This is a genomic window from Agrobacterium larrymoorei (assembly GCF_037722385.1).
Lineage (GTDB): Bacteria > Pseudomonadota > Alphaproteobacteria > Rhizobiales > Rhizobiaceae > Agrobacterium > Agrobacterium larrymoorei_C.
Genome location: NZ_JBBKAQ010000017.1, coordinates 17,486 through 35,814 on the forward strand (window position 1 = coordinate 17,486; position 18,329 = coordinate 35,814).

Genomic DNA, 18,329 nt, shown 5'->3' on the forward strand with positions numbered 1-18,329 from the left:
AGGCGACCTACGGTTTCGTAGCGGGGACCATGTCCTCACGCTGAGTGGTGACAATTTGAGCCTGACCGGCAAGCTGGAAGTCGCCGAAAAGGCTGCCCTGCCGGGGTTCGTTGTTTCGGTTCTGTGTCGTGCCTCTCACCCGCCGAATGACGTGCGTCGAGCCTAGTGGCTTCTGCATCTCCATCTCGATCGCCGCCCGTACGACTTTGATGTTATGAGCCAACAAATCATCAAGGGGCGCATCAGCGTCGGTTGGCCAAGATGCCCAGCGCAACCGCCCGGCCTCGTTAAAATGGGCCCGCCGCCGCCGGTGCGTCCGCGTAAAGGCGTCTGTCTCCAGAAGCGTCACTTTGTTAAAGGCCCGGTTGAGCTGCGGCAAAACGCGGAGCCCGCCACGAACAACAAGATTAAGGGGTCTCCCTACGCGACGAGCCAGCAAGGAAAGTTGGGCAGCATGAAATTCAATGCGCTCGCCGCGACCGCAGCCGGTTGCGAATTCAAATGCGACCACACCAATTTCCGGCCGTTCGCGGATCAAATCCGCCCACCGCCGATAGTCATGTTCGGTCCTCGCATTGAGATGCAGAGCCGCTGGAAGCCCTGCTGACGCAAATTCCGCCCACGCCATAAAAATCCGCTTCATAGCGTGAAGATTGTCCGTCCTGGGCACATCAGTGAGAACACTATAATTCGGTGCAGTGATCATGCTGATGCCAAGGTCGCGAAGCTGTGCGATCAGGCTGAAGCGATCTTTGAATTCCCACCACCGCTCGATCGATGGGTCTTTGCCGACGCCGCTCACGACGATCGACGCATTGGCCGGCACCAGAAACCGTTGGGCCAGTTCCTCCCGCGTGCGCACATGCAATTCACCATTGCCCATGTTGACCAGTTCATAGAGAGAAATCGCTACGACCGGTTCGTTGAGAACAGAAGAACGGCTGTACTTGTGGTGGATGAGCGGCACGACGAGCGGCAGGCTCGGCAGTGACAGCTCTTTAAAACGAGGAATATTATCGAATTCGAAGCCATCGATTTCGCGCATCCGGGCAACGAAATGGGAAGGATTGAAGCGACAAACCATGTCGCACTTCGATTTATCCGCGCATGTGCAGAGATCATGACAGTCGAGAAACACACCGGCCTCCGTGTGCAGGCCGCCGCATGTTCCGAAATCCTTACAATTACGGCAACCTAACGCGGGGGTATGTACAGCAGGGTTATCCCACAGCCGCTGAGGCTGCGGGAAAATCCGGGACGGCTCGTGAGCCGGACGAATGCTCATCTGAAGTTTACCTCCGCTGTATCACCGAACAGGCCAACATGCGTTACGCGAGCTTCGACAAACCCTTTTCCTGCCGATACGGCCGCAGCAATCTCGTTACCGGGATTGCGGATGCGCCCAACCGCGTGAAGCCCCTTTGTTACTGCAAATTCACCGCTGCCGCGTTCAACCAGACAAGTATCCCCGAGGTCGAGCCGCGCACCCGCAGATAGTTCAATAGTGACCTTATGACTGGCTTCCGTAATAGAAAGGTCGAGCAAGGTCGGACTTTTCAGGCGGTTAAGACCGCCGTTCCAACGCTTCTTCCACGACTTCCCTGTATCGCGGCGTATGTAATCCAGACCCATCAGCCAACCTCCAACAGCGGCGTGAAGCTTTTCGTTTTTCCAATGCGGCGTTCCACAACCAGGCCCTTCGCCGCGAGAGACGAAAGCCGATTATTCCAGGCTGTGGGTTTGATGCTTTCATCCTCGCCGCTCGCGGCAAGCTGCGGAGCCGACGCTGCGCCGAGGCGCTTGATATGATCGAAGGTGACACGAAGGACCGGCTCCAGTTCACCTACCAAAGATATATTGGAGAGATTGCCTTCGGCATCACACTTACACGACCAGAAAACATCGGCCCGCTGTTTCGCAAAAAACTCAAGCTCCTCGGTTACTGCCGCACTCGCGTTCGCGATCACTGGGTACAAGTTCGTGGTGCCATTTCTCGCAAAGTCGCGAAAGCCGACGACGCACTCGCGCAGGAATGATGACGTGGCCACTTCGATACCAGCGAAGTCGAGATAGACGATCTCTGTCTCGGCGACCGGATGGATACCCGCGATAAGGTCGGACAGCACTTTCCGTCCGGCCAAGCTGCCGGTCAGAATGGTTTTTTGCCCCGCCAGTTCAAATATCGAAATACGCACTTCATAATCCTCATTTCATAAAATGAAGATAGTGACGACAGGATCGCCGGTCAAGGGCACTTATTAAAAGAATCTAAAAAGCCGTCCGAGTCCGTCGGTAATTTCTTTTATTTCCCTTAATATGGTTTATAAATATCTGGATTTATCTAGCTAGGCGGGATAAATAAGAAAAAATTCAAACTCGCATTCGGTTTGAAATTATGTTATTTTATCTAATATGACTGGAGAAAACCAAACTCTTCTAAACAAACTCGTGCGTAGCGTCCCTGAAGGACTGCTCGTCGATTCTGCATGGCTCAACAAGAACGGCTATTCGATGCAGCTACGCCACCACTACGTTTCGGCTGGCTGGCTGGAACAACCTGCGCACGGAGTTTTCCGCCGTCCCGGCGGCAAGCTGACCTGGCAACAGGTAATGCTTTCTCTCCAAAATCTATTGGATGCGTCGCCATCGGTCGTTGGCGGGCGCACTGCGTTGGAACTGCAAGGCTATGCTCACTACCTGCGGTTCGGGACATTTTCGACGGTCTACCTCTTTGGGCCGAAGCCGCCTCCATCCTGGTTGAACAAGCTCAAGCTGGACGCGCGCTTCGTCTTTCACAAGGATAGCCGCTTATTTAACAATGATCCGCATCATCGCGGCATCAGCAGTCTGAACTGGAATCTTCGCACCGGCGACGTTACCGATCTGACGACATTGAAAGGTGGTCCGCCACCCGAACTCGGCTCATGGGATTGGCCCCTGACGCTTTCGACACCTGAACGCGCAATATTGGAAATGCTCGATGAACTGCCGAAGCACGAGAGCTTCGATGAGGTGGACGCCCTGTTTGATGGCCTCAGCAATCTCCGCCCTACCCGATTACAAAAGCTTCTCAAAGATTGCCATAGCATCAAAGTCAAACGTCTGTTCTTCTTCTTTGCGGACCGTCACAAGCACGCATGGCGAAAGCAGGTTGATCCGGCCGCGTTTGATTTAGGCAGCGGTAAACGTCATCTGGTGGCGGGTGGTGTTCTCGATCCGACCTACCAGATAACCGTACCGGGGGATTTGAATGGCCTTCGCTGAAACCTATCGACGGCAGGTTGCCCTCCTCGTTCGTATTCTTCCCGCGATCACGGAAGAAGAATGCTTTGCACTTAAAGGGGGCACCGCAATCAACCTGTTCGTGCGTGACCTACCGCGCCTGTCGGTGGATATCGACCTGACATACCTGCCTGTCAAAGACCGCACGGAATCGTTGACCGAGATCACCGAAGCTATACGACGGATTTCTGACCGTCTCAAAGCTGCGGACAATCGCATCCGTATTGGCGAAACTGCGGACAATGACGGCTTTGTACGCAAACTGGCCGTTCGCGACCCAACAGCCATGGTCAAAATAGAGGTTACGCCGGTGCTGCGCGGCTGCGTCTACGCTCCGGAGCTGCGCCAGGTCCGCCCGCCGGCTGAAGAAGCCTTCGGCTTTGCGGAAGCGCGGATCGTATCGTTCGCCGACCTCTATGGCGGCAAGCTAGTGGCGGCACTCGACCGCCAGCACCCCCGCGATCTTTTTGACGTGCGCGATCTCCTTGCGAATGAGGGGTTTACCGACGAAGTGCGGATCGCCTTTCTGATCTATTTGGCAAGCCATGATCGGCCGATGGCGGAGGTAATTGCGCCACCCCGCAAGGATATTACCGAAGTCTACGAACGGCATTTTTCCGGCATGACAGGGGATGCTGTTCCGCTCGCCGAGCTGGTTGCGACGCGCGAACGCCTGATTGCCGAACTGATTGGCGACATGCCCCGGAAACACCGTGACTTCCTGATTGGCTTCGAGGAAGGAAAGCCCGATTGGGATTTGATCGGCCTGCCCGATGCGGCCAGCCTGCCCGCCATCCGCTGGCGCCAGATGAATCTCGACGGCCTTAAGAAAGACCGGCGCGACGAGTTGGTAAAACAGCTTAAAGAGGCACTTGAATAGACGGAAGCGCTATTCTGCGGCTACTGGCTTCTTTGAGGAACGCTGCAAGTTTAGCTGCAACAATCTTGAAATTGCGTCGTCCAGTTCGATATCTTCGGGCCAACCATAGGCCCGCGCTACGGCGATATCCAGCGCACGGTGGGCTTCGGCCAACCATTCAGGCCTATCATTGTAAAGGCTCGTCAACGTTCGTTTCGCAAGAGCCACCCTTGCACCAGAATCTTTGGCAATCCGACGCGGGGGGAAACCGGGAAATTCCTCAGGCTGCTCGACGACGAGATCATCTGGATAAAGCCAATGCTCCCTCAGCGCGGCAAGGCGGGCGGCGGCGGCTTCGATTGCGGTGGCTGCCGGCAATCCTCGTGCTGCATCGACGGCTATGTCGGGCGTCATTCCATCAGGAAAGGGAAAAGTTGCGAACGTTGACGTATGCGTATAGCGGGGGCGATCTTCAAGATCAGAGCCTTTTCGCAACGCCCATGCTTCATGAAATTTGTTGTGGAGCAGGCCAAACATCAGATCATCCTCACGGGGGATAACGATCAAATTCTTGTCCGGCAATACAGGAAATGACTGCCAGACAAACAGCCGGTGCTGCGCCGTCTCTGGCGTTATTATGTACCGGCCTAATTGCTCGATACGAGATCGCATCTCCGGCCTTGGCCAATGCGGTTCCCACCATCGTGGCCCGGCCCGCTCACCTAATGCTCCCCGCAACTGCTCGACGGTTTTCCCATCTTCATCTGGCGTGGTAGCAACATGGCGAAAAGGAGATTCGAATAGAGCGGCGTCCGCCTTGCTCAAGCCGAGCGGAAGGTCGATGAACCACATATCACGCGGTCGGCCGGTTACATCGTCACCATTCCAATACGGCTTTAGAACCTCGGTGTTTCTGCGCCCATTGGGGTTGGTAGGCTCCCTCATCCACGCACGCGCCAACTCACCCGGAATATCAAACGGACCACTTTTCTGAATCCCCAGAAATGCACCATTTCTGTTTTGCACGAGGGGGCCTGCGGCTGTGAGGTCCAATCCAGTCGTCAAATCTGCGTTTATCGAGCCAACAGGTTCACCATTGAGAAGAATGGCTCCGCCTTCATTGTCGCCGAAGCAAATCAGCGATACGTCCACAGCCGCACCGTCGACCGTCCACTGCTCTTCGGGCCAAGCGGCATAAATCGTTGTTGAAGCCGCAATCCGGTGCATGACAGGTAAATTCGTATTCTTGCGGATTGAATTAGTGGAAACCAGACCCGCGCGACGGGTTTGCCCCTGTTCAATGGCCTCCCTGGCATTCTCAAACCAATAACAAACAAGGTCTGTAAAGCCGGGCAAACGGCCATCGTAAACTTTGCGGATCGCATCCGTCATTGGTACGCCAAGCCGCCGCTTCAGGAGCTTTGCCCCAAGGTAAGGTGGGTTGCCGACGATCGCTTCTGCCGACGGCCAAACAGCAGGCGAACCGTCTGAATTGATAATTGCATTGCGGCATTCAATGGTAGTCAGTGGTTTCAGGATCGGCTGACGGCCGACATTGAAACCGTTCCTGCGCATCCACTGAATCTCTCCAATCCAGACGGAGACACGCGCCAATTCAGCAGCGTACGGGTTAATTTCAATGCCCAGCAACGCTTCGGGACCGATGGCGGGAAATGCAGGCGGAAATCCAAGCTGCTCTCCCTCGATTGATACCCGCCGCTCTAAATTTTTTAATTCAACCAGAGCAAGGTAAAGAAAATTTCCTGATCCACACGCAGGATCAAGAACCCGGAACCTGCGCAAGCGTGCCAGGAATTCATTGAATGCAGCTTCCCCCTGCTTATGCGCTTGGCTAAGTGCTGCCGCCGCTGCCCGCAGGCTTGCACGAGTGGCATCCAACGTGCGGACCCTGCGTTGCTTGGCGAGGTCGTCAAAAAGCTCCAGCTGGGGGCGGGCAGTCAGCCGGCCAGAGACGCTGCGAACCTCCTCTGCCAATTCGGGATAGCTGGAAGCGTTCGCAACCGCCTCGTCAACGGCGTCCCGCGCAGGATTGATTATGTTAACTATGCCCTCTCGCACAGAATCCCATTCGCGTAGCAAAGGCTCTGTGATCACAGGCCGAATAATCGTCATGATCTTATCGCGGTCGGTGTATTCCGATCCGGTTTCGGAACGTTTGTCGGGATCAAGCCCTCGGACAAACAGGGTGCCGAAAATCGACGGATCGATCTCGCTCCAGTCCTGGTCGGCAGCGCGAATGCAAAGCTCAATATCTTCGGCTGTAAGAGGCAGAGCTTCGGCATTGTCAAACAGGCCACCGTTGAACCACTCGATGTTCTCGAAACCCACCAGCCCACCATCCTTCATAGCGGCAAACAGGGTTGAAGCATGCTTGGTAAATTTCACGGGGTCTAATTTAGCGGCCCCAAGCATGCGTCGAAACATCTTGTTTGGCAGCAGATCGGCATCTTCAGCAAACATACAGAAGACAAGCCGGTTAATGAAATGCGCAACCTTATCCGGCGCATGGCCATCTCGGGTGCGAAGCAAGTGCGCGAGGGTGGCAAACTCCGCTGCGACCGATTCAGTCAAACCCTGTCGTGTCGTCCCTGGCCGCAATTGCTCGGGGTCGGACATCACCCATTTCAGCTTTTGAAGAATGCCGGCATCACGCAAGTCTTCGAGGGCAAACTCATGCTTGGCGCTAACCGAGTTCGTCCAGTTGGTATGGATGACGAAACGATCGAGGTCGCAAACCACAAGCAATGGGGGATTTTCGAGAGCCAAAGCATACTGCTGAAGCTGCGCGAAGGCAGCATCTAGGTTCTTTCGCTTTCCTTTGTACTCCCAACCAAAATGGCCGCGTTTCCAGACATCCGCCCACCCCTCTCCGCCGGTGGTTTTGGTTGCGCCGCGCTCAAAACAATAGAATTCGCCGGCCTTGTCAGCATCGGCAGGCGTCGGCTCTCCAAGAAGGTGGCAAAGATCGATAAAATGCTCTTGGGCCGCCGATCGCTCTTTCAGCTCAACGGATTTCCATTTTCGGATAAAATCGTCTGCGGATACTGCCACACTGCCCCCAGGCCAAAAAACACGTTGTTAAATTGTTTATCTGGTGACGACGGGCGCGTCACCGTCAATTTCAACTCTAACATGGCAGGTTCCACAATTGGCAACTGATGGATTGACAAGTGCCGATTGATGCTGACGGGAGGCGGCTTGTTCGATGGGAAAAGTAGGTGATACTTGTGGTCATCATCAGCCATGCTCGACACACAAGCTCCAGTCGCCGCAGGTGATGAATGAAGGAGAAATTGCTGCGGCGACCGCTTGGTGACAACATGTTTAGCGGAAAATTGAATGATATCAGCATCTAGGACCTTTAGACATTCCTGTCGCCGGTTCGAGTCCTTCCAAGAGCTAGATTGCTTGAGAGATAAATCTGAACAACCTGGCACACATATATTCATTGCCTAACAGCTCGGAGAAAGAACGACACCCCCAGTCTTGGCTGTCGTCCTCTCTCGACTGCGCTGCTTGCCTCGTTGCCTAGAAACCGTCCGCTTTGCAAAGAGGTCACTGGACGACTAGCGCAGGTTTAGGGGAGGTCGCGCAGCGGTGTCTGACTGTCTGAATTTCGCGGATCGGGTTAGGCTTTCTGGCCTGCAGCTTCCAGGATAAGCTCCGCGACCTCGTCCGGGTGCGAGATCAGCGAGAGATGGCTGGCTTTCAATTCGATTGCCTTTGCGTCCATGCGTTTGGCGAGAAAGCGCTGCAGGTCCGGGTTGATCGTGCGGTCCTCGCTCGACACCGCGTAATAGCTGAGCTTGTGGCGCCAAGCGGCTTCGGTAACTTTGCCTGAGAGTAGCGTCTTCTGGAAAGGATATTGCGTTGCATACAGCACCTTCGCGCGGGCCGTGGGAATGTCACCGGCGAAGTCCTCGAGGAACGCCTTCTCGCTAAGTCTTCCTTCCTCACCGTCGAAAACAATTCCGGCAGAAGCGGGGGGAGTAGGGAAGGTTTTCGCTAAAGCGCCGAAATCCTCGTTTGCGTCGGGTGCACGGGCGGCGACGTACACGAGAGCCGACACATTAGGATGCATGCCGGCCTGAGTTACAATCATTCCCCCAAATGAGTGCCCTACCAATACTGTTGGCCCATCCTGCCGCGCCAGTACTCGCTCCGCAGCAGCAACCGATTCCGAGAGAGTAGTCAGAGGGTTCTGCACGGATGTGATGTTCAAGCCCTCGGGCTGCAGCCTCGATATCACTTCGCTCCAGCAGGAACCATCTGCGAATAGCCCATGGACGAAGACAACGTTACGGGCCTTTTCTGGGTGGCCGGCCGCCGATGCGGCCATGCCTTTGGTTGAAAGCATTGATGCTGCCGCGCCGGCAAGCATAGCAGTGGAAAATGTGCGCCTGTTCATGATCATTCCGGACTTCCTTTCATCGTAAAGCACATGCTTCGGAGGAGTCTTTCGTTGGGAATTCCCCAATCTTACATCGTCACGACTATGTGATCGGCGCGTAAATTCGAATAAATTCGCGATAGGTCGTAACAATGGGTTTCGTCCAACCGAAAGCATGGGTGCATGGACACACGGGAAGACAGATGGGCGAAAGCGATGCGCGCGGAACGCACTGGAGATAGCGCTGCCTACGAGGCGTTTCTCAGGGCTTTCGCCGCTTCGGTGCGGCGGATCGTCGAGGCGCATTTGCGATATATGGGTTTCAGCCTTTACGAGGCAGAGGATGTCGTACAGGAAGTGCTCATAGCAGTGCATTCCCGTCGCCACCAATGGGATACAAAGCGGTCTCTGCTTCCCTGGCTGAACGCAATTACGCGCTACAAGATCATTGATGCAAGCCGGCGCTTGGGCCGGGACGCACGCACGCGCGTCGATTTGACCGAGGAGCAGTGGGCCGACTTGTTCTCATTCGAGGTGTTCGATCCTGAACGCAATCCGGCAGATGTCGAAAAACTAATCTCCGCCTTGCCCCCTGGCGAACAGGCTGCTGTCCGAGCCATTGGGCTCGAGGGTGCCTCCACCAAAGAGGCCGCGGCGCGCATCGGTTCAACCGAGGGAGCGGTGCGCGTCGCCTTCCATCGCTCGTTGAAGAAACTGATGGCGGCAACACAGAGAAGAGGTCCCAGGCATGAATGACAATCGACAGCCAACGGACGATCTTATTCGAGGGCTTGCAGCGCAAGCTGGTAGACGTTCGTCACTCTCGTTCCGTTTCTCGATCGTTCTCCCTGTCGCGCTGGCCTTTTCGATCCTGGCAGCAACTGGCGTCGTTGTGATGATCGCCGGACCTCGCTCCGATCTCATACACATACTTCCGACATGGACGTTCCTATTCAAAGTCATCGGCATGGTTCTTGTAGCTGCCGGCGGGTTTCAGCTTGTCTGGACAGTGGTCCAGCCGGGCCAGGTGCCTCGCACGGTTCTCTTTCTTGCTCCGGGACTGGCCTTCCTGCTTACCGGAGCTTTGTCTGATCGGAGCGGCTTTCCTTTGCTTGGGGTTCACACCTACTCGGTGCTAAATTGTGCGGGGACTATCATCATGGCTTCCATCCCGGCGCTCGCCGCTATTCTTTCTGCGATGCGAGCCGGAACTCCCACGCGGCTCAGCCAGGCAGGCGCTATTGCTGGTTTCCTTGCAGGTTCCGTTGGTGGTCTCGCCTATACCATCGCCTGCCTCAACGATGGCGCTGCCTTTGTGGCGGTATGGTATTCGATCGCCATTGCATGTGTAACGGCGCTGGGAGCGTCAATCGGGCCGAAATTGTTGAGGTGGTAGCAAAATCGGTTTGGAAATAGGCTATTCTCTTTTCAAAGCAATGGGATACAGTCAGTCATCTGGCTGCGGACCCAAGTGCCAATCTGAAGCGATCTCATGTCTCGGGCAGAACATCTGAAATCGACAGGCCAGACCGGCGCCCGGGTTCGAGAAAAAGTCATCGTCGCTTCGTTCCATTACAGAGCAAGAAATGAGCAATTCCTCACGCAGTGCAGCCGTCCCTTCACGGATGATTCAGGCCCCACAGTCCATCAGCGTCGAAGCACAAGCGGCACTGTCGCGCCTGGTCGACAAGGACGGCAGCCCTATGAATGCGCGGTTCGAAATGCCGTCCCCAGAGGATTTTTCAGGCTGGATGATGATGAAAGCCGCAGTAGATGCGCATTACGCCGCCGCGGCCAAAGATCTTGCCGGGAGTTTGCAGTCCACAGTCAAGACAATTGTAGTCGAACAAGCAACGATCCATGTCGCGACGCCGCACGGAGCATTTCATGAGCGTGGCGCACTCATCGACCTGCATGGCGGCGCATTGGTGTTCGGAGGCGGTGAGGCCTGTCGCGTCAGTGCGCGACGCCAAGCTCACCAGCACGCCGTGCGATGCTACGGCGTCGATTACCGGATGCCGCCTGAGCATCCCTATCCGGCCGCTCTTGATGACTGCTTAGCCACGTACCGTCATGTCTTGAGAGGTCACTCCCCCGACAAGGTAATCATCCTGGGGAGATCGGCAGGCGGCAATCTCGCGACTGCCATGCTGCTGCGGGCAAGAGATGAAGGCATGCCAATGCCTGGCAGATTAGTCTTGCTCTCGCCACAGGTTGACCTCACCGAATCCGGTGACAGCTTCCAGACCAACCAGATGATTGATCTCGTTCTGCCCCGCCCGCTACGATCAAACAACCTGCTCTACGCCGGTGGTGCCGATCTCTCCAATCCCTATCTATCGCCGCTCTTCGGCGATTTGGCGGGCTTTCCGCCGACATTCCTGCAGACCGGCACGCGTGACCTGTTCCTGTCAAACACGGTGAGGATGCATCGAGCCTTGCGAAAAGCTGGCGTGGAAACCGAATTGCACGTCTTCGAAGCTATGCCCCATGGTGGCTTCATGGGTGGGACGCCGGAAGACCAGGAACTCGAAGCGGAGATCCACCGGTTCGTCATGGCAAACTGGAACTGAGGCGGGGAACTTAGACAGGTTTGGCGCAGCTTCTCTGTTGTCCTGCTACATCCCTGGCCACATTCCTCCGTCAAGTCGGAGGTTTGCTCCTGTGATATAGCCAGCACGGGGGCTCGAGAGAAACGCAATCGCATCTGCAATCTCCTCGAGGGTTCCGACCCTTCCAACGGGCACCTGAGCAAACATTGGCAGGATTTCTCTCTCTATGTCGTCCCAGAGGGCGTCAATGGCCATCCCGCTCTCAATGGCTTTCTTACGGAATGCGGTATCCAAACTGATGCTATGCACCGTTCCAGGCGAAACGGTGTTTGCGGTGATGCCGTGTGCAGCAACGTCTTTTGCGAGCGACGCCGTCATCGCGATCATGGCCGCCTTGGCGGCGGAGTAGTCCGGTCGACTTGCGGGCGGCATCAGGGCCGCCAGGCTTGAGATGTTTATGATCCGACCCCACCGCGATACTTTCATTGCGGGCAGAACTAGCGAGATGATCCTCACAGATGCGAGCACGTTCATGTCATAGACAGCGGCCCACGTTTCAGAGCTTGTCGAGGTCCAATCCTCCGCCGCGGCAGATCCGCCGGCATTGTTGACCAGGATGTCGATCGAGCCTGCTGCAGCCTTTGAATCACGAACCAGACGATCGACCTGATCCGGCACTGTCAGATCGCCGAATACCGCGAAAGCATGACCTCCAGAGGATATGATGTCATGCGCGACCTCCTCTGTTTTCATTCTGTCGCGACCGTGGACAAGAACGGTTGCCCCTTCCTTTGCGAGGCCTCTGGCCGCGCCCTCGCCAATCCCCTTACTGCTTCCCGTGACCAGTGCAACCTTGTTTTGGAGTTGTAAGTCCATGATATTTCATCCGTGTTATCGCCTCCTGCAGATATGAGGTTCGTTGATGAAACAGGCAATTACGCACTTTAAAGTGCCTGTCGAGGACAGGGCGACATGCCTCGGAGCCGACGGATCTGTCTCTCATGTGAGCAGGGTGCTTCGGATGATCACAGGACGTTGGAAACTGCCGATCCTTTTCCGATTGTTCGCCGAACCATCATTGCGGGCATCGCAGTTCATGAGAGACATACCTGGCATATCCCAGAAGATGCTAACGCAACATCTCAGGGAACTGGAAAATGACGGCCTCATAAGCCGACACGACTTTCAAGAGCAGCCTCCTCGAGTCGAATACTCGCTGAGTTCAGCAGGCCACGGGCTTATGCCGATTTTGATGGCGGTCAGGGAATTCTCTCGGGATTATCCTGTTGATCGGCGTCGATAACTAACTTGGGTGCCGACGCTTGGCGCGATCCCGAAAATATCGCTTGCATTATGGACCAAATGGTTCCATATAGAACTTATGGTCAAGCGCACTCAAATATCCGCGTCCGTTGGTCGCCCTAGAGAATTTGAACTCGATGAAGCAGTTCGAAAAGCAATGCACGTATTTTGGGATCGTGGATATCACGAAGCATCCCTTCCCGACTTGCTTGAGGGTATGAAACTTTCCAGAGGCAGCTTTTATAAGGCTTTCGTCGATAAGAGAGGCGTCTATCTGCGCGCCCTCGACGCTTACATTGAGGACGCGGTTCGCTCGGTCGGTGAAGCGCTTCATTCCAATCCGTCGCCCAAAGCCGCGATTTTAGAAGCTTTTTCTCAACAGGTGGATCAAGCATCGGGACAGGACGGTTTGCGTGGATGCTTTGTCGTCTTTGCAGCTGTCGAGATGCTCCCAAGGGATAAAGAGGTCGCACCACGTATTTCCCGGCTGTTCAGGCGGCTGCAAGATCTTTATGCGGCGGCGATAATAAGAGCGCAGGCCTTGGGCGAAATCGATCCCGAGCTGGATGAACGAACGCTTGCGAGGTTCCTCGTGTGTCAGATTCAGGGCATGCGGGTCCTTGCCAAAGCAGGAGCGGATCGCGCTGAGACGAGGGCCATGGTCGAACTGGCGCTGAAGGCGCTTGGCTAACTTCAATTTGGAACCAATAGGTTCCCAATTTTTATCATTTCAAACCGTCGATCGATTTTTTGGTCGATGTGGAGACACTTATGAGAGACACGAGCAATCCCGATGACAAACTCGATCCACGTCGTTGGATTGCACTGATCATCCTTTTGACCGGCGCCTTTTTGCCACCGCTTGACTTCTTCATCGTCAATGTGGCGCTGCCCTCGATCCGGGCAGATTTCAGGGCTTCTGCGTCAACGATACAGCTGATTATCTCCGGTTACGCCACCACCTATGCTGTGATGCTTATCACTGGCGGCAGGCTTGGAGATCTCTATGGTCGACGAAATGTCTTTCTGGCTGGAATGGTCGGGTTTGCAGCCGCATCTGCCTTATGCGGGTTTGCCTGGTCTCCAGCCGCGTTGGTCGCCGGCCGTATCCTTCAGGGGTTTGCAGCGGCAATTATGGCACCGCAGGCCTTGGCTTCGATCAATGCCATTTTCCCAGACCAAGAAAAATCAAGAGCCCTCAGCTTTTATGCCCTGACATTCGGGATGGCATCGATGGTTGGTCTGTTTCTTGGTGGTGCGTTGATTGCGCTTGATGTTCTTGGTCTTGGATGGAGAGCCATCTTCCTCATCAACCTGCCGGTTATTGCAGTCGCTGCGCCGTCGGCCTTCATCATGTTGCGAGAAACCCGATCTGCGCACCCAAGCAAACTGGATCTTGGCGGAGCACTGTTGATCGCGATTGCGCTATTTGCACTGATTGCGCCGCTGATCGAGGGCCGGGAGCACGGGTGGCCGATCTGGCTTATCGTGATGCTTGCCACGTGTCTTCCGTTTTTCGTCTTGTTTTGGCGGCATGAGAAACATCTGGAATCGACGGGGAAAGATCCGATTCTTGCACCGAGCCTGCTGCAAAACCGTGGGCTACTGCGCGGGCTCCTGGCTGCCTTGTTCTTCTACGCCCTTGCGGCCTTCTGGCTGATATTCTCGGTCTATGAGCAGGGTGGCCTTGGTCGGACGCCTTTCGAGGCCGGGCTGGCGATCCTTCCTGCGGCTGTCGGCTTCGTCCTTGGTCCTTTTGCAAGCGAGCGCATCCTCAGCGTCTTCGGGAGATTTTCCGCTGGCGCCGGCATGGTGCTGCAGGCTGCAGGATTGTTTGGAACGGCGGCCTTGATTTCTACTGGCCTTCCGCAATTCCTTTTTGCTGCGCTCTTTCTTATCGGTGCGGGGCAGGGGATCGCCCTTCCAAACCTGGTGAAGAGCATCGTGCAAAGGGTAGACCGGACGCAGTCAGGATTGGCTTCTGGTCTGGTCAATTCGATGTTTCAGATTGGCGGTGCGTTGGCAGCCGCAATCGTTGGCGGCTTGTTCTTCTCGATCTTGGGGCCGGCCACAGACGTTCAATCCATTGGCCAAGCATACAGCGTTGCAGCGGTTGCAATTGCCATTTGTCTTCTCATCGCGGGATGGCTTTCCGTCAGCCTGACATCGACCCAACCGTTGCGTCGATAAGCGGCGCCATCGCAGCGCATCATCAGCCGATCGCGCGGAAACGGGGTAAAACTCCCCAGCAAAACAGAAACATTCAGAGGTAATCTCTATGAACAACATCTCCACACTACCTCTTGCCGGCAAGTGCGCGCTGGTCACCGGTGCGGCACGCGGTATCGGTGCGGCAATTGCGCTGAAACTGGCCGAGGACGGTGCCGACGTTGCGATCACCTATGAGAAGTCGGTCGAGAAAGCGGAAGCCCTCGTTGCTGAGATCCGCGCCATGGGTCGCAAAGCGATCGCCATCCATGCCGATGCCGCGCGTACAGAAGCGGCAAGGTCCACTGTCGAGCAGACCGTCGCCCGCCTCGGCAGCCTTGATATTCTGGTCAATAATGCCGGCGTCCTTTTCGCAAGTGATTTTTCCACGCAGCCACTTGAGGAGATTGATCTGCAGCTGAACGTCAATGTTCGCGGTGTCTTTCTGATCACCCAGGCAGCGCTGAAATATATTCCCAACGGAGGTCGCATCATCAGTACCGGCAGCAACGCGGGTCTGGCTGTGCCGTTCGCGGGGATCGCGGTCTATGCCGCGACCAAGTCTGCGCTGGAAAGCTTCACGCGCGGTCTCGCACGTGAGCTGGGCTCTCGGGAAATTACTGTCAATCTGGTTCGACCAGGTCCGATTGATACTGACATGAACCCTGCCGATGGCGCGCTCGCAGCCGCTATCCTGCCAAACCTCTCGATTGCTCGATACGGTAAAGCCAGTGAAGTCGCAGAGGCCGTCGCCTTTCTCGCGGGTCCCGGTGCAGCCTACATCACCGGCTCAGGCATTCTCGTCGATGGCGGCATCAGTGCCTGAGCATTGATACGAGGCGGTGCCTCGCCGCTCTGTCCTGTAGGTGATAATGCGGAATTTAAGCGCGAATGGGCTGCGGAGTTCCCTCCGCTGCACTGTGCGCGTAAATTTGGCGAAGCGGGCGGTGGCCATCATCCAGGAATTTCTCCACTCCGTTGGTGGTTTTCCTGCGTTGCGATCGTAGCAAAATAGCAAATATGGGTAGCCTGGTTTCTGCTCAAGCGCCCGTTGAGCGGTAACAGACCTAACGTATGAACATGGAGAAGAATTTGAAGACCATCGGCATACTTGGCGGAATGTCCGCGACGTCAACCCAGATTTATTACCGAGAACTCTGCAGGCTTACCCGCGAGAGCCTGGGAGGACTCCATTCTCCCGAGCTTCTCATACGGTCTGTCGACTTCGACGAAATCGAAAAGTTGCAGGCATCCTCCGATTGGGACGCGGCGGGCCGAATCCTCAATGAACATGCTATCGCGCTGCAGCGCGGAGGTGCCGACCTCCTCATTCTGGCGACGAATACCATGCACAAGGTGGCGGACAAGATCGTGGGCAGGGTGTCGATCCCGTTCGTGCACATTGCGGACGCGACTGCAACCGCTATCCTCGACCGCGGTTTCCGGAGACCGGGTTTGATGGCAACGGCCTTCACCATGGAGCAGACCTTCTACACCGACCGCCTCATCGCTCAGGGGCTGTCGCCAACTATCCCTGAAGCTGATGATCGAACAGAAACCCATCGTATTATCTATGAAGAGCTGTGCCGCGACATCGTTCGCGAGGAGAGCCGCTTGACCTATGAACGGATTGCGCAGCGTCTGGTCGACAAAGGCTGCGACTGTCTTATCCTCGGCTGTACCGAGGTGGGTATGCTGTTAAACCAGGATAACGTAGGCGTTCCCGTCTTCGACACGACCCTCATTCATTGCAAAGCCGCCCTTCAAACCGCTTTACAATGACATGTTGTGTTCTGACGGTCGATCGATCGTCATAACGGTGAGGGGCAATGGTCAAACCTGTTCGCCCAGGTGATGCCTGACCCACTTCGCTTCTTCCGATGCGGTACGCCCGAAATGCCGTCTGAAGTCGCGGCTGAATTGCGCCGGGCTGACATAGCCCACTGACGCCGCCACCTCTGCAATTGTCGCCGTCTGGCGGGCGATCATCAGTCTCGCTTCATGGAGCCGCATCGCCTTCACGTATTGCATCGGACTTGAGCCTGTCAGCTCCTTGAAATGGACATGGTATGAAGGAACGCTCATGCCCACCGCTCTGGCAAGGTCCGCGACGGTGATTTCAGAGCCGTAGTTTTTGCGCAGCCATGCCAGGCTCTCGATCAGTTTTCCCGACGTCCCTTTCCGCTGCAGGGCGGCGATCACTGCGCCGCCTTGCGGCCCTGACATGACCCGGTAATGCAACTCACGCAGGATGGAGCCGCCAAGGACGGCGACCTCAACCGGACTGCCGAGCACCGTCAGCAAGCGCAGCAGGACGTCTTCGATAGTGCTGTCCATCCTACTCGAGAAGAGCCCTTTTGGTTTGACGCTTGCAGGACCCGCGAGCTTTTCAAGCTGCGTGGCGATCTCGGCCGCCATCTGCATGTCGAACTCTAAATAGACCGCGAGCAGTGGCCGCCGTGGACTGGCTGTAGATGTCATCCTAAACGGAACGGGCACCGAAACGGCAAGATAGTGGTGCTCGTCATAGAGGTAGATTTCCCCGTCCAGAATTCCGTGTTTGCTCCCCTGCAATACGAACACGGCGCCCGGCTTATAAAGAACCGGAATGTCGTACAGCACTGCTTCCGTGCGTAGGATACGGACACAACTGAGCCCGGTCTGGTTGTAGCCAAGACGAGGAGCGAGTTGTCCGGCCAAGGCGGCAGACTGGTCATGTGTAGAGGGCGGCATTTTATAGTTCATAGGAATTGGCCAAAATTTAAGAGGATTCGCAATCGAACCCGCGTTGTCTCCAGATTATCTGTCACATCAACGGGTAATCAAGGAGTTTCAGAAATGTCGAGCAAAACGTTTTTCATAACAGGGGCGAACTCGGGTTTTGGGCTGGCGATCGCCACTGCTGCAATCGAAGCCGGTCATACCGTCATCGGGACCATCCGCTCCGAAGCCTCGCGCGAAGCGCTGGCAAAGACCCTCCCGGAACTGCGCCCGGTCCTCTGCGACGTCACCGATTTTGATCGTATTCCGGTCGCGGTGCAGCGAGCGGAGGAAGAGCACGGCCCAGTCGATGTGCTGATCAACAATGCCGGATATGGGCACGAGGGTGTGCTTGAGGAATCGCCGATCGAGGAGATGCGCCGCCAGTTCGACGTGAATGTGTTTGGCGCCGTTGCAGTCGCCAAGGCGTTCCTCCCGAGGTTCCGTGAGCGCCGAAGCGGCTTTATCGTCAACGTCACGTCGATGGGAGGCATGATCACCATGCCCGGCATCGCCTATTACTGCGGCAGCAAGTTCGCGTTGCAGGGTATTTCAGAGGTCATGCGGTCGGAAATGGCGCCGTTTGGTGTGCACGTAACAACCCTTTGCCCCGGCTCGTTCCGGACGGACTGGGCAGGCCGTTCTATGGTCCGCACAGAGCGTTCCATTGCTGACTATGATACCCTGTTCGATCCGATCCGCGAGGCGCGTCAGGCAGTGAGCGGCAAGCAGCTCGGAAATCCGAAAAAGCTCGCCGACGCGGTGCTGACCCTCATCGAATCTGAAAATCCCCCGCCGCAACTTCTCCTTGGCAGCGATGCGCTTAGACATGTAACGGCGCGGGTCGAACGCCTGACCCAGGAAATCGAAGCTTGGAAGAGCGTGACTGTTTCCACAGACGGCTAGCGCAAACCCAAAATTTGCTATTGACGATCTGCCTACTAGAAGGTAGACA

The 18,329-nt window shown here is 55.9% G+C and carries 18 protein-coding genes; 11 read left to right on the forward strand and 7 right to left on the reverse strand.

Translation table 11 applies throughout. The features are described 5' to 3' along the window. Window positions 1–7: 7 nt before the first annotated feature. Genes WKI41_RS15945 through WKI41_RS15955 form a run of 3 tightly spaced genes read right to left on the reverse strand, consistent with a single transcriptional unit; the run spans window position 8 to window position 2,195 of the window. Entirely contained in the window at window positions 8–1,285 is a 1,278-nt protein-coding gene (locus WKI41_RS15945) for a hypothetical protein (RefSeq protein ID WP_340194480.1), read from the reverse strand. Then, the gene (locus WKI41_RS15950; protein WP_340194481.1) at window positions 1,282–1,632 is read right to left on the reverse strand and encodes a hypothetical protein; all 351 of its coding nucleotides are present in this window, start codon (window positions 1,630–1,632) and stop codon (window positions 1,282–1,284) included. Before WKI41_RS15950 ends, WKI41_RS15945 begins: the two co-directional genes overlap by 4 nt. Next, on the reverse strand, window positions 1,632–2,195 hold the full coding sequence (locus tag WKI41_RS15955) for an STAS-like domain-containing protein (protein WP_340194482.1): 564 nt from the start codon (window positions 2,193–2,195) through the stop codon (window positions 1,632–1,634). The genes WKI41_RS15950 and WKI41_RS15955 overlap by 1 nt, the downstream gene beginning before the upstream one ends. 217 nt (window positions 2,196–2,412) lie before the next feature. On the opposite strand from WKI41_RS15955, the gene WKI41_RS15960 reads away from it, so the two are divergent. Beyond that, window positions 2,413–3,264, forward strand: coding sequence for a type IV toxin-antitoxin system AbiEi family antitoxin domain-containing protein (locus tag WKI41_RS15960; RefSeq protein WP_340194483.1), 852 nt, complete (start codon window positions 2,413–2,415; stop codon window positions 3,262–3,264). Beyond that, window positions 3,251–4,162 (forward strand): nucleotidyl transferase AbiEii/AbiGii toxin family protein, encoded by a 912-nt coding sequence (locus WKI41_RS15965; protein WP_340194484.1) that lies wholly within the window; start codon window positions 3,251–3,253, stop codon window positions 4,160–4,162. The genes WKI41_RS15960 and WKI41_RS15965 overlap by 14 nt, the downstream gene beginning before the upstream one ends. 9 nt (window positions 4,163–4,171) lie before the next feature. Here WKI41_RS15965 and WKI41_RS15970 read toward each other — a convergent pair whose 3' ends face one another. Both WKI41_RS15970 and WKI41_RS15975 read right to left on the reverse strand, forming a co-directional pair. Next, entirely contained in the window at window positions 4,172–7,213 is a 3,042-nt protein-coding gene (locus WKI41_RS15970; RefSeq protein ID WP_340194485.1) for a class I SAM-dependent DNA methyltransferase, read from the reverse strand. Window positions 7,214–7,790: 577 nt separating this feature from the next. Next, window positions 7,791–8,576 carry an alpha/beta fold hydrolase gene (locus tag WKI41_RS15975; protein WP_022557122.1) on the reverse strand — a complete coding sequence of 262 codons (786 nt, stop codon included), beginning with the start codon at window positions 8,574–8,576 and terminating at the stop codon, window positions 7,791–7,793. Window positions 8,577–8,735: 159 nt separating this feature from the next. Here WKI41_RS15975 and WKI41_RS15980 point away from each other — a divergent pair, with 159 nt between their 5' ends. The 3 genes from WKI41_RS15980 to WKI41_RS15990 all read left to right on the forward strand — a co-directional run bounded on the left by WKI41_RS15980 (window position 8,736) and on the right by WKI41_RS15990 (window position 11,125). After that, window positions 8,736–9,308, forward strand: a complete 573-nt coding sequence (locus WKI41_RS15980; protein ID WP_340194486.1) for a sigma-70 family RNA polymerase sigma factor — start codon at window positions 8,736–8,738, stop codon at window positions 9,306–9,308. Then, window positions 9,301–9,948 (forward strand): NrsF family protein, encoded by a 648-nt coding sequence (locus WKI41_RS15985; protein ID WP_340194487.1) that lies wholly within the window; start codon window positions 9,301–9,303, stop codon window positions 9,946–9,948. Before WKI41_RS15980 ends, WKI41_RS15985 begins: the two co-directional genes overlap by 8 nt. A gap of 190 nt (window positions 9,949–10,138) precedes the next feature. Beyond that, window positions 10,139–11,125, forward strand: coding sequence for an alpha/beta hydrolase (locus WKI41_RS15990; protein WP_113327737.1), 987 nt, complete (start codon window positions 10,139–10,141; stop codon window positions 11,123–11,125). Between the two features lie 45 nt (window positions 11,126–11,170). On the opposite strand, the gene WKI41_RS15995 is transcribed toward WKI41_RS15990, so the two are convergent. Beyond that, complete coding sequence (locus tag WKI41_RS15995) at window positions 11,171–11,980, reverse strand: SDR family NAD(P)-dependent oxidoreductase (protein ID WP_340194488.1); 810 nt, start codon at window positions 11,978–11,980, stop codon at window positions 11,171–11,173. A 46-nt stretch (window positions 11,981–12,026) separates the two neighbouring features. On the opposite strand from WKI41_RS15995, the gene WKI41_RS16000 reads away from it, so the two are divergent. From WKI41_RS16000 to WKI41_RS16020, 5 genes are all read left to right on the forward strand, one after another. Continuing rightward, the gene (locus WKI41_RS16000; protein WP_034499614.1) at window positions 12,027–12,407 is read left to right on the forward strand and encodes a winged helix-turn-helix transcriptional regulator; all 381 of its coding nucleotides are present in this window, start codon (window positions 12,027–12,029) and stop codon (window positions 12,405–12,407) included. Window positions 12,408–12,563: 156 nt separating this feature from the next. Further along, entirely contained in the window at window positions 12,564–13,097 is a 534-nt protein-coding gene (locus tag WKI41_RS16005) for a TetR/AcrR family transcriptional regulator (protein ID WP_340194556.1), read from the forward strand. Window positions 13,098–13,177: 80 nt separating this feature from the next. Continuing rightward, window positions 13,178–14,596 (forward strand): MFS transporter, encoded by a 1,419-nt coding sequence (locus WKI41_RS16010; RefSeq protein WP_340194489.1) that lies wholly within the window; start codon window positions 13,178–13,180, stop codon window positions 14,594–14,596. 88 nt (window positions 14,597–14,684) lie between these two features. Continuing rightward, on the forward strand, window positions 14,685–15,440 hold the full coding sequence (locus WKI41_RS16015; RefSeq protein WP_013637163.1) for an SDR family oxidoreductase: 756 nt from the start codon (window positions 14,685–14,687) through the stop codon (window positions 15,438–15,440). A 266-nt stretch (window positions 15,441–15,706) separates the two neighbouring features. After that, window positions 15,707–16,396: an aspartate/glutamate racemase family protein gene (locus WKI41_RS16020; protein WP_022557128.1), complete on the forward strand. Its 690-nt coding sequence runs from the start codon at window positions 15,707–15,709 to the stop codon at window positions 16,394–16,396. Window positions 16,397–16,447: 51 nt separating this feature from the next. On the opposite strand, the gene WKI41_RS16025 is transcribed toward WKI41_RS16020, so the two are convergent. Continuing rightward, the gene (locus WKI41_RS16025) at window positions 16,448–17,359 is read right to left on the reverse strand and encodes an AraC family transcriptional regulator (protein ID WP_087747385.1); all 912 of its coding nucleotides are present in this window, start codon (window positions 17,357–17,359) and stop codon (window positions 16,448–16,450) included. Window positions 17,360–17,452: 93 nt separating this feature from the next. On the opposite strand from WKI41_RS16025, the gene WKI41_RS16030 reads away from it, so the two are divergent. Then, window positions 17,453–18,280, forward strand: a complete 828-nt coding sequence (locus tag WKI41_RS16030) for an oxidoreductase (RefSeq protein WP_340194490.1) — start codon at window positions 17,453–17,455, stop codon at window positions 18,278–18,280. Window positions 18,281–18,329 lie beyond the last annotated feature (49 nt).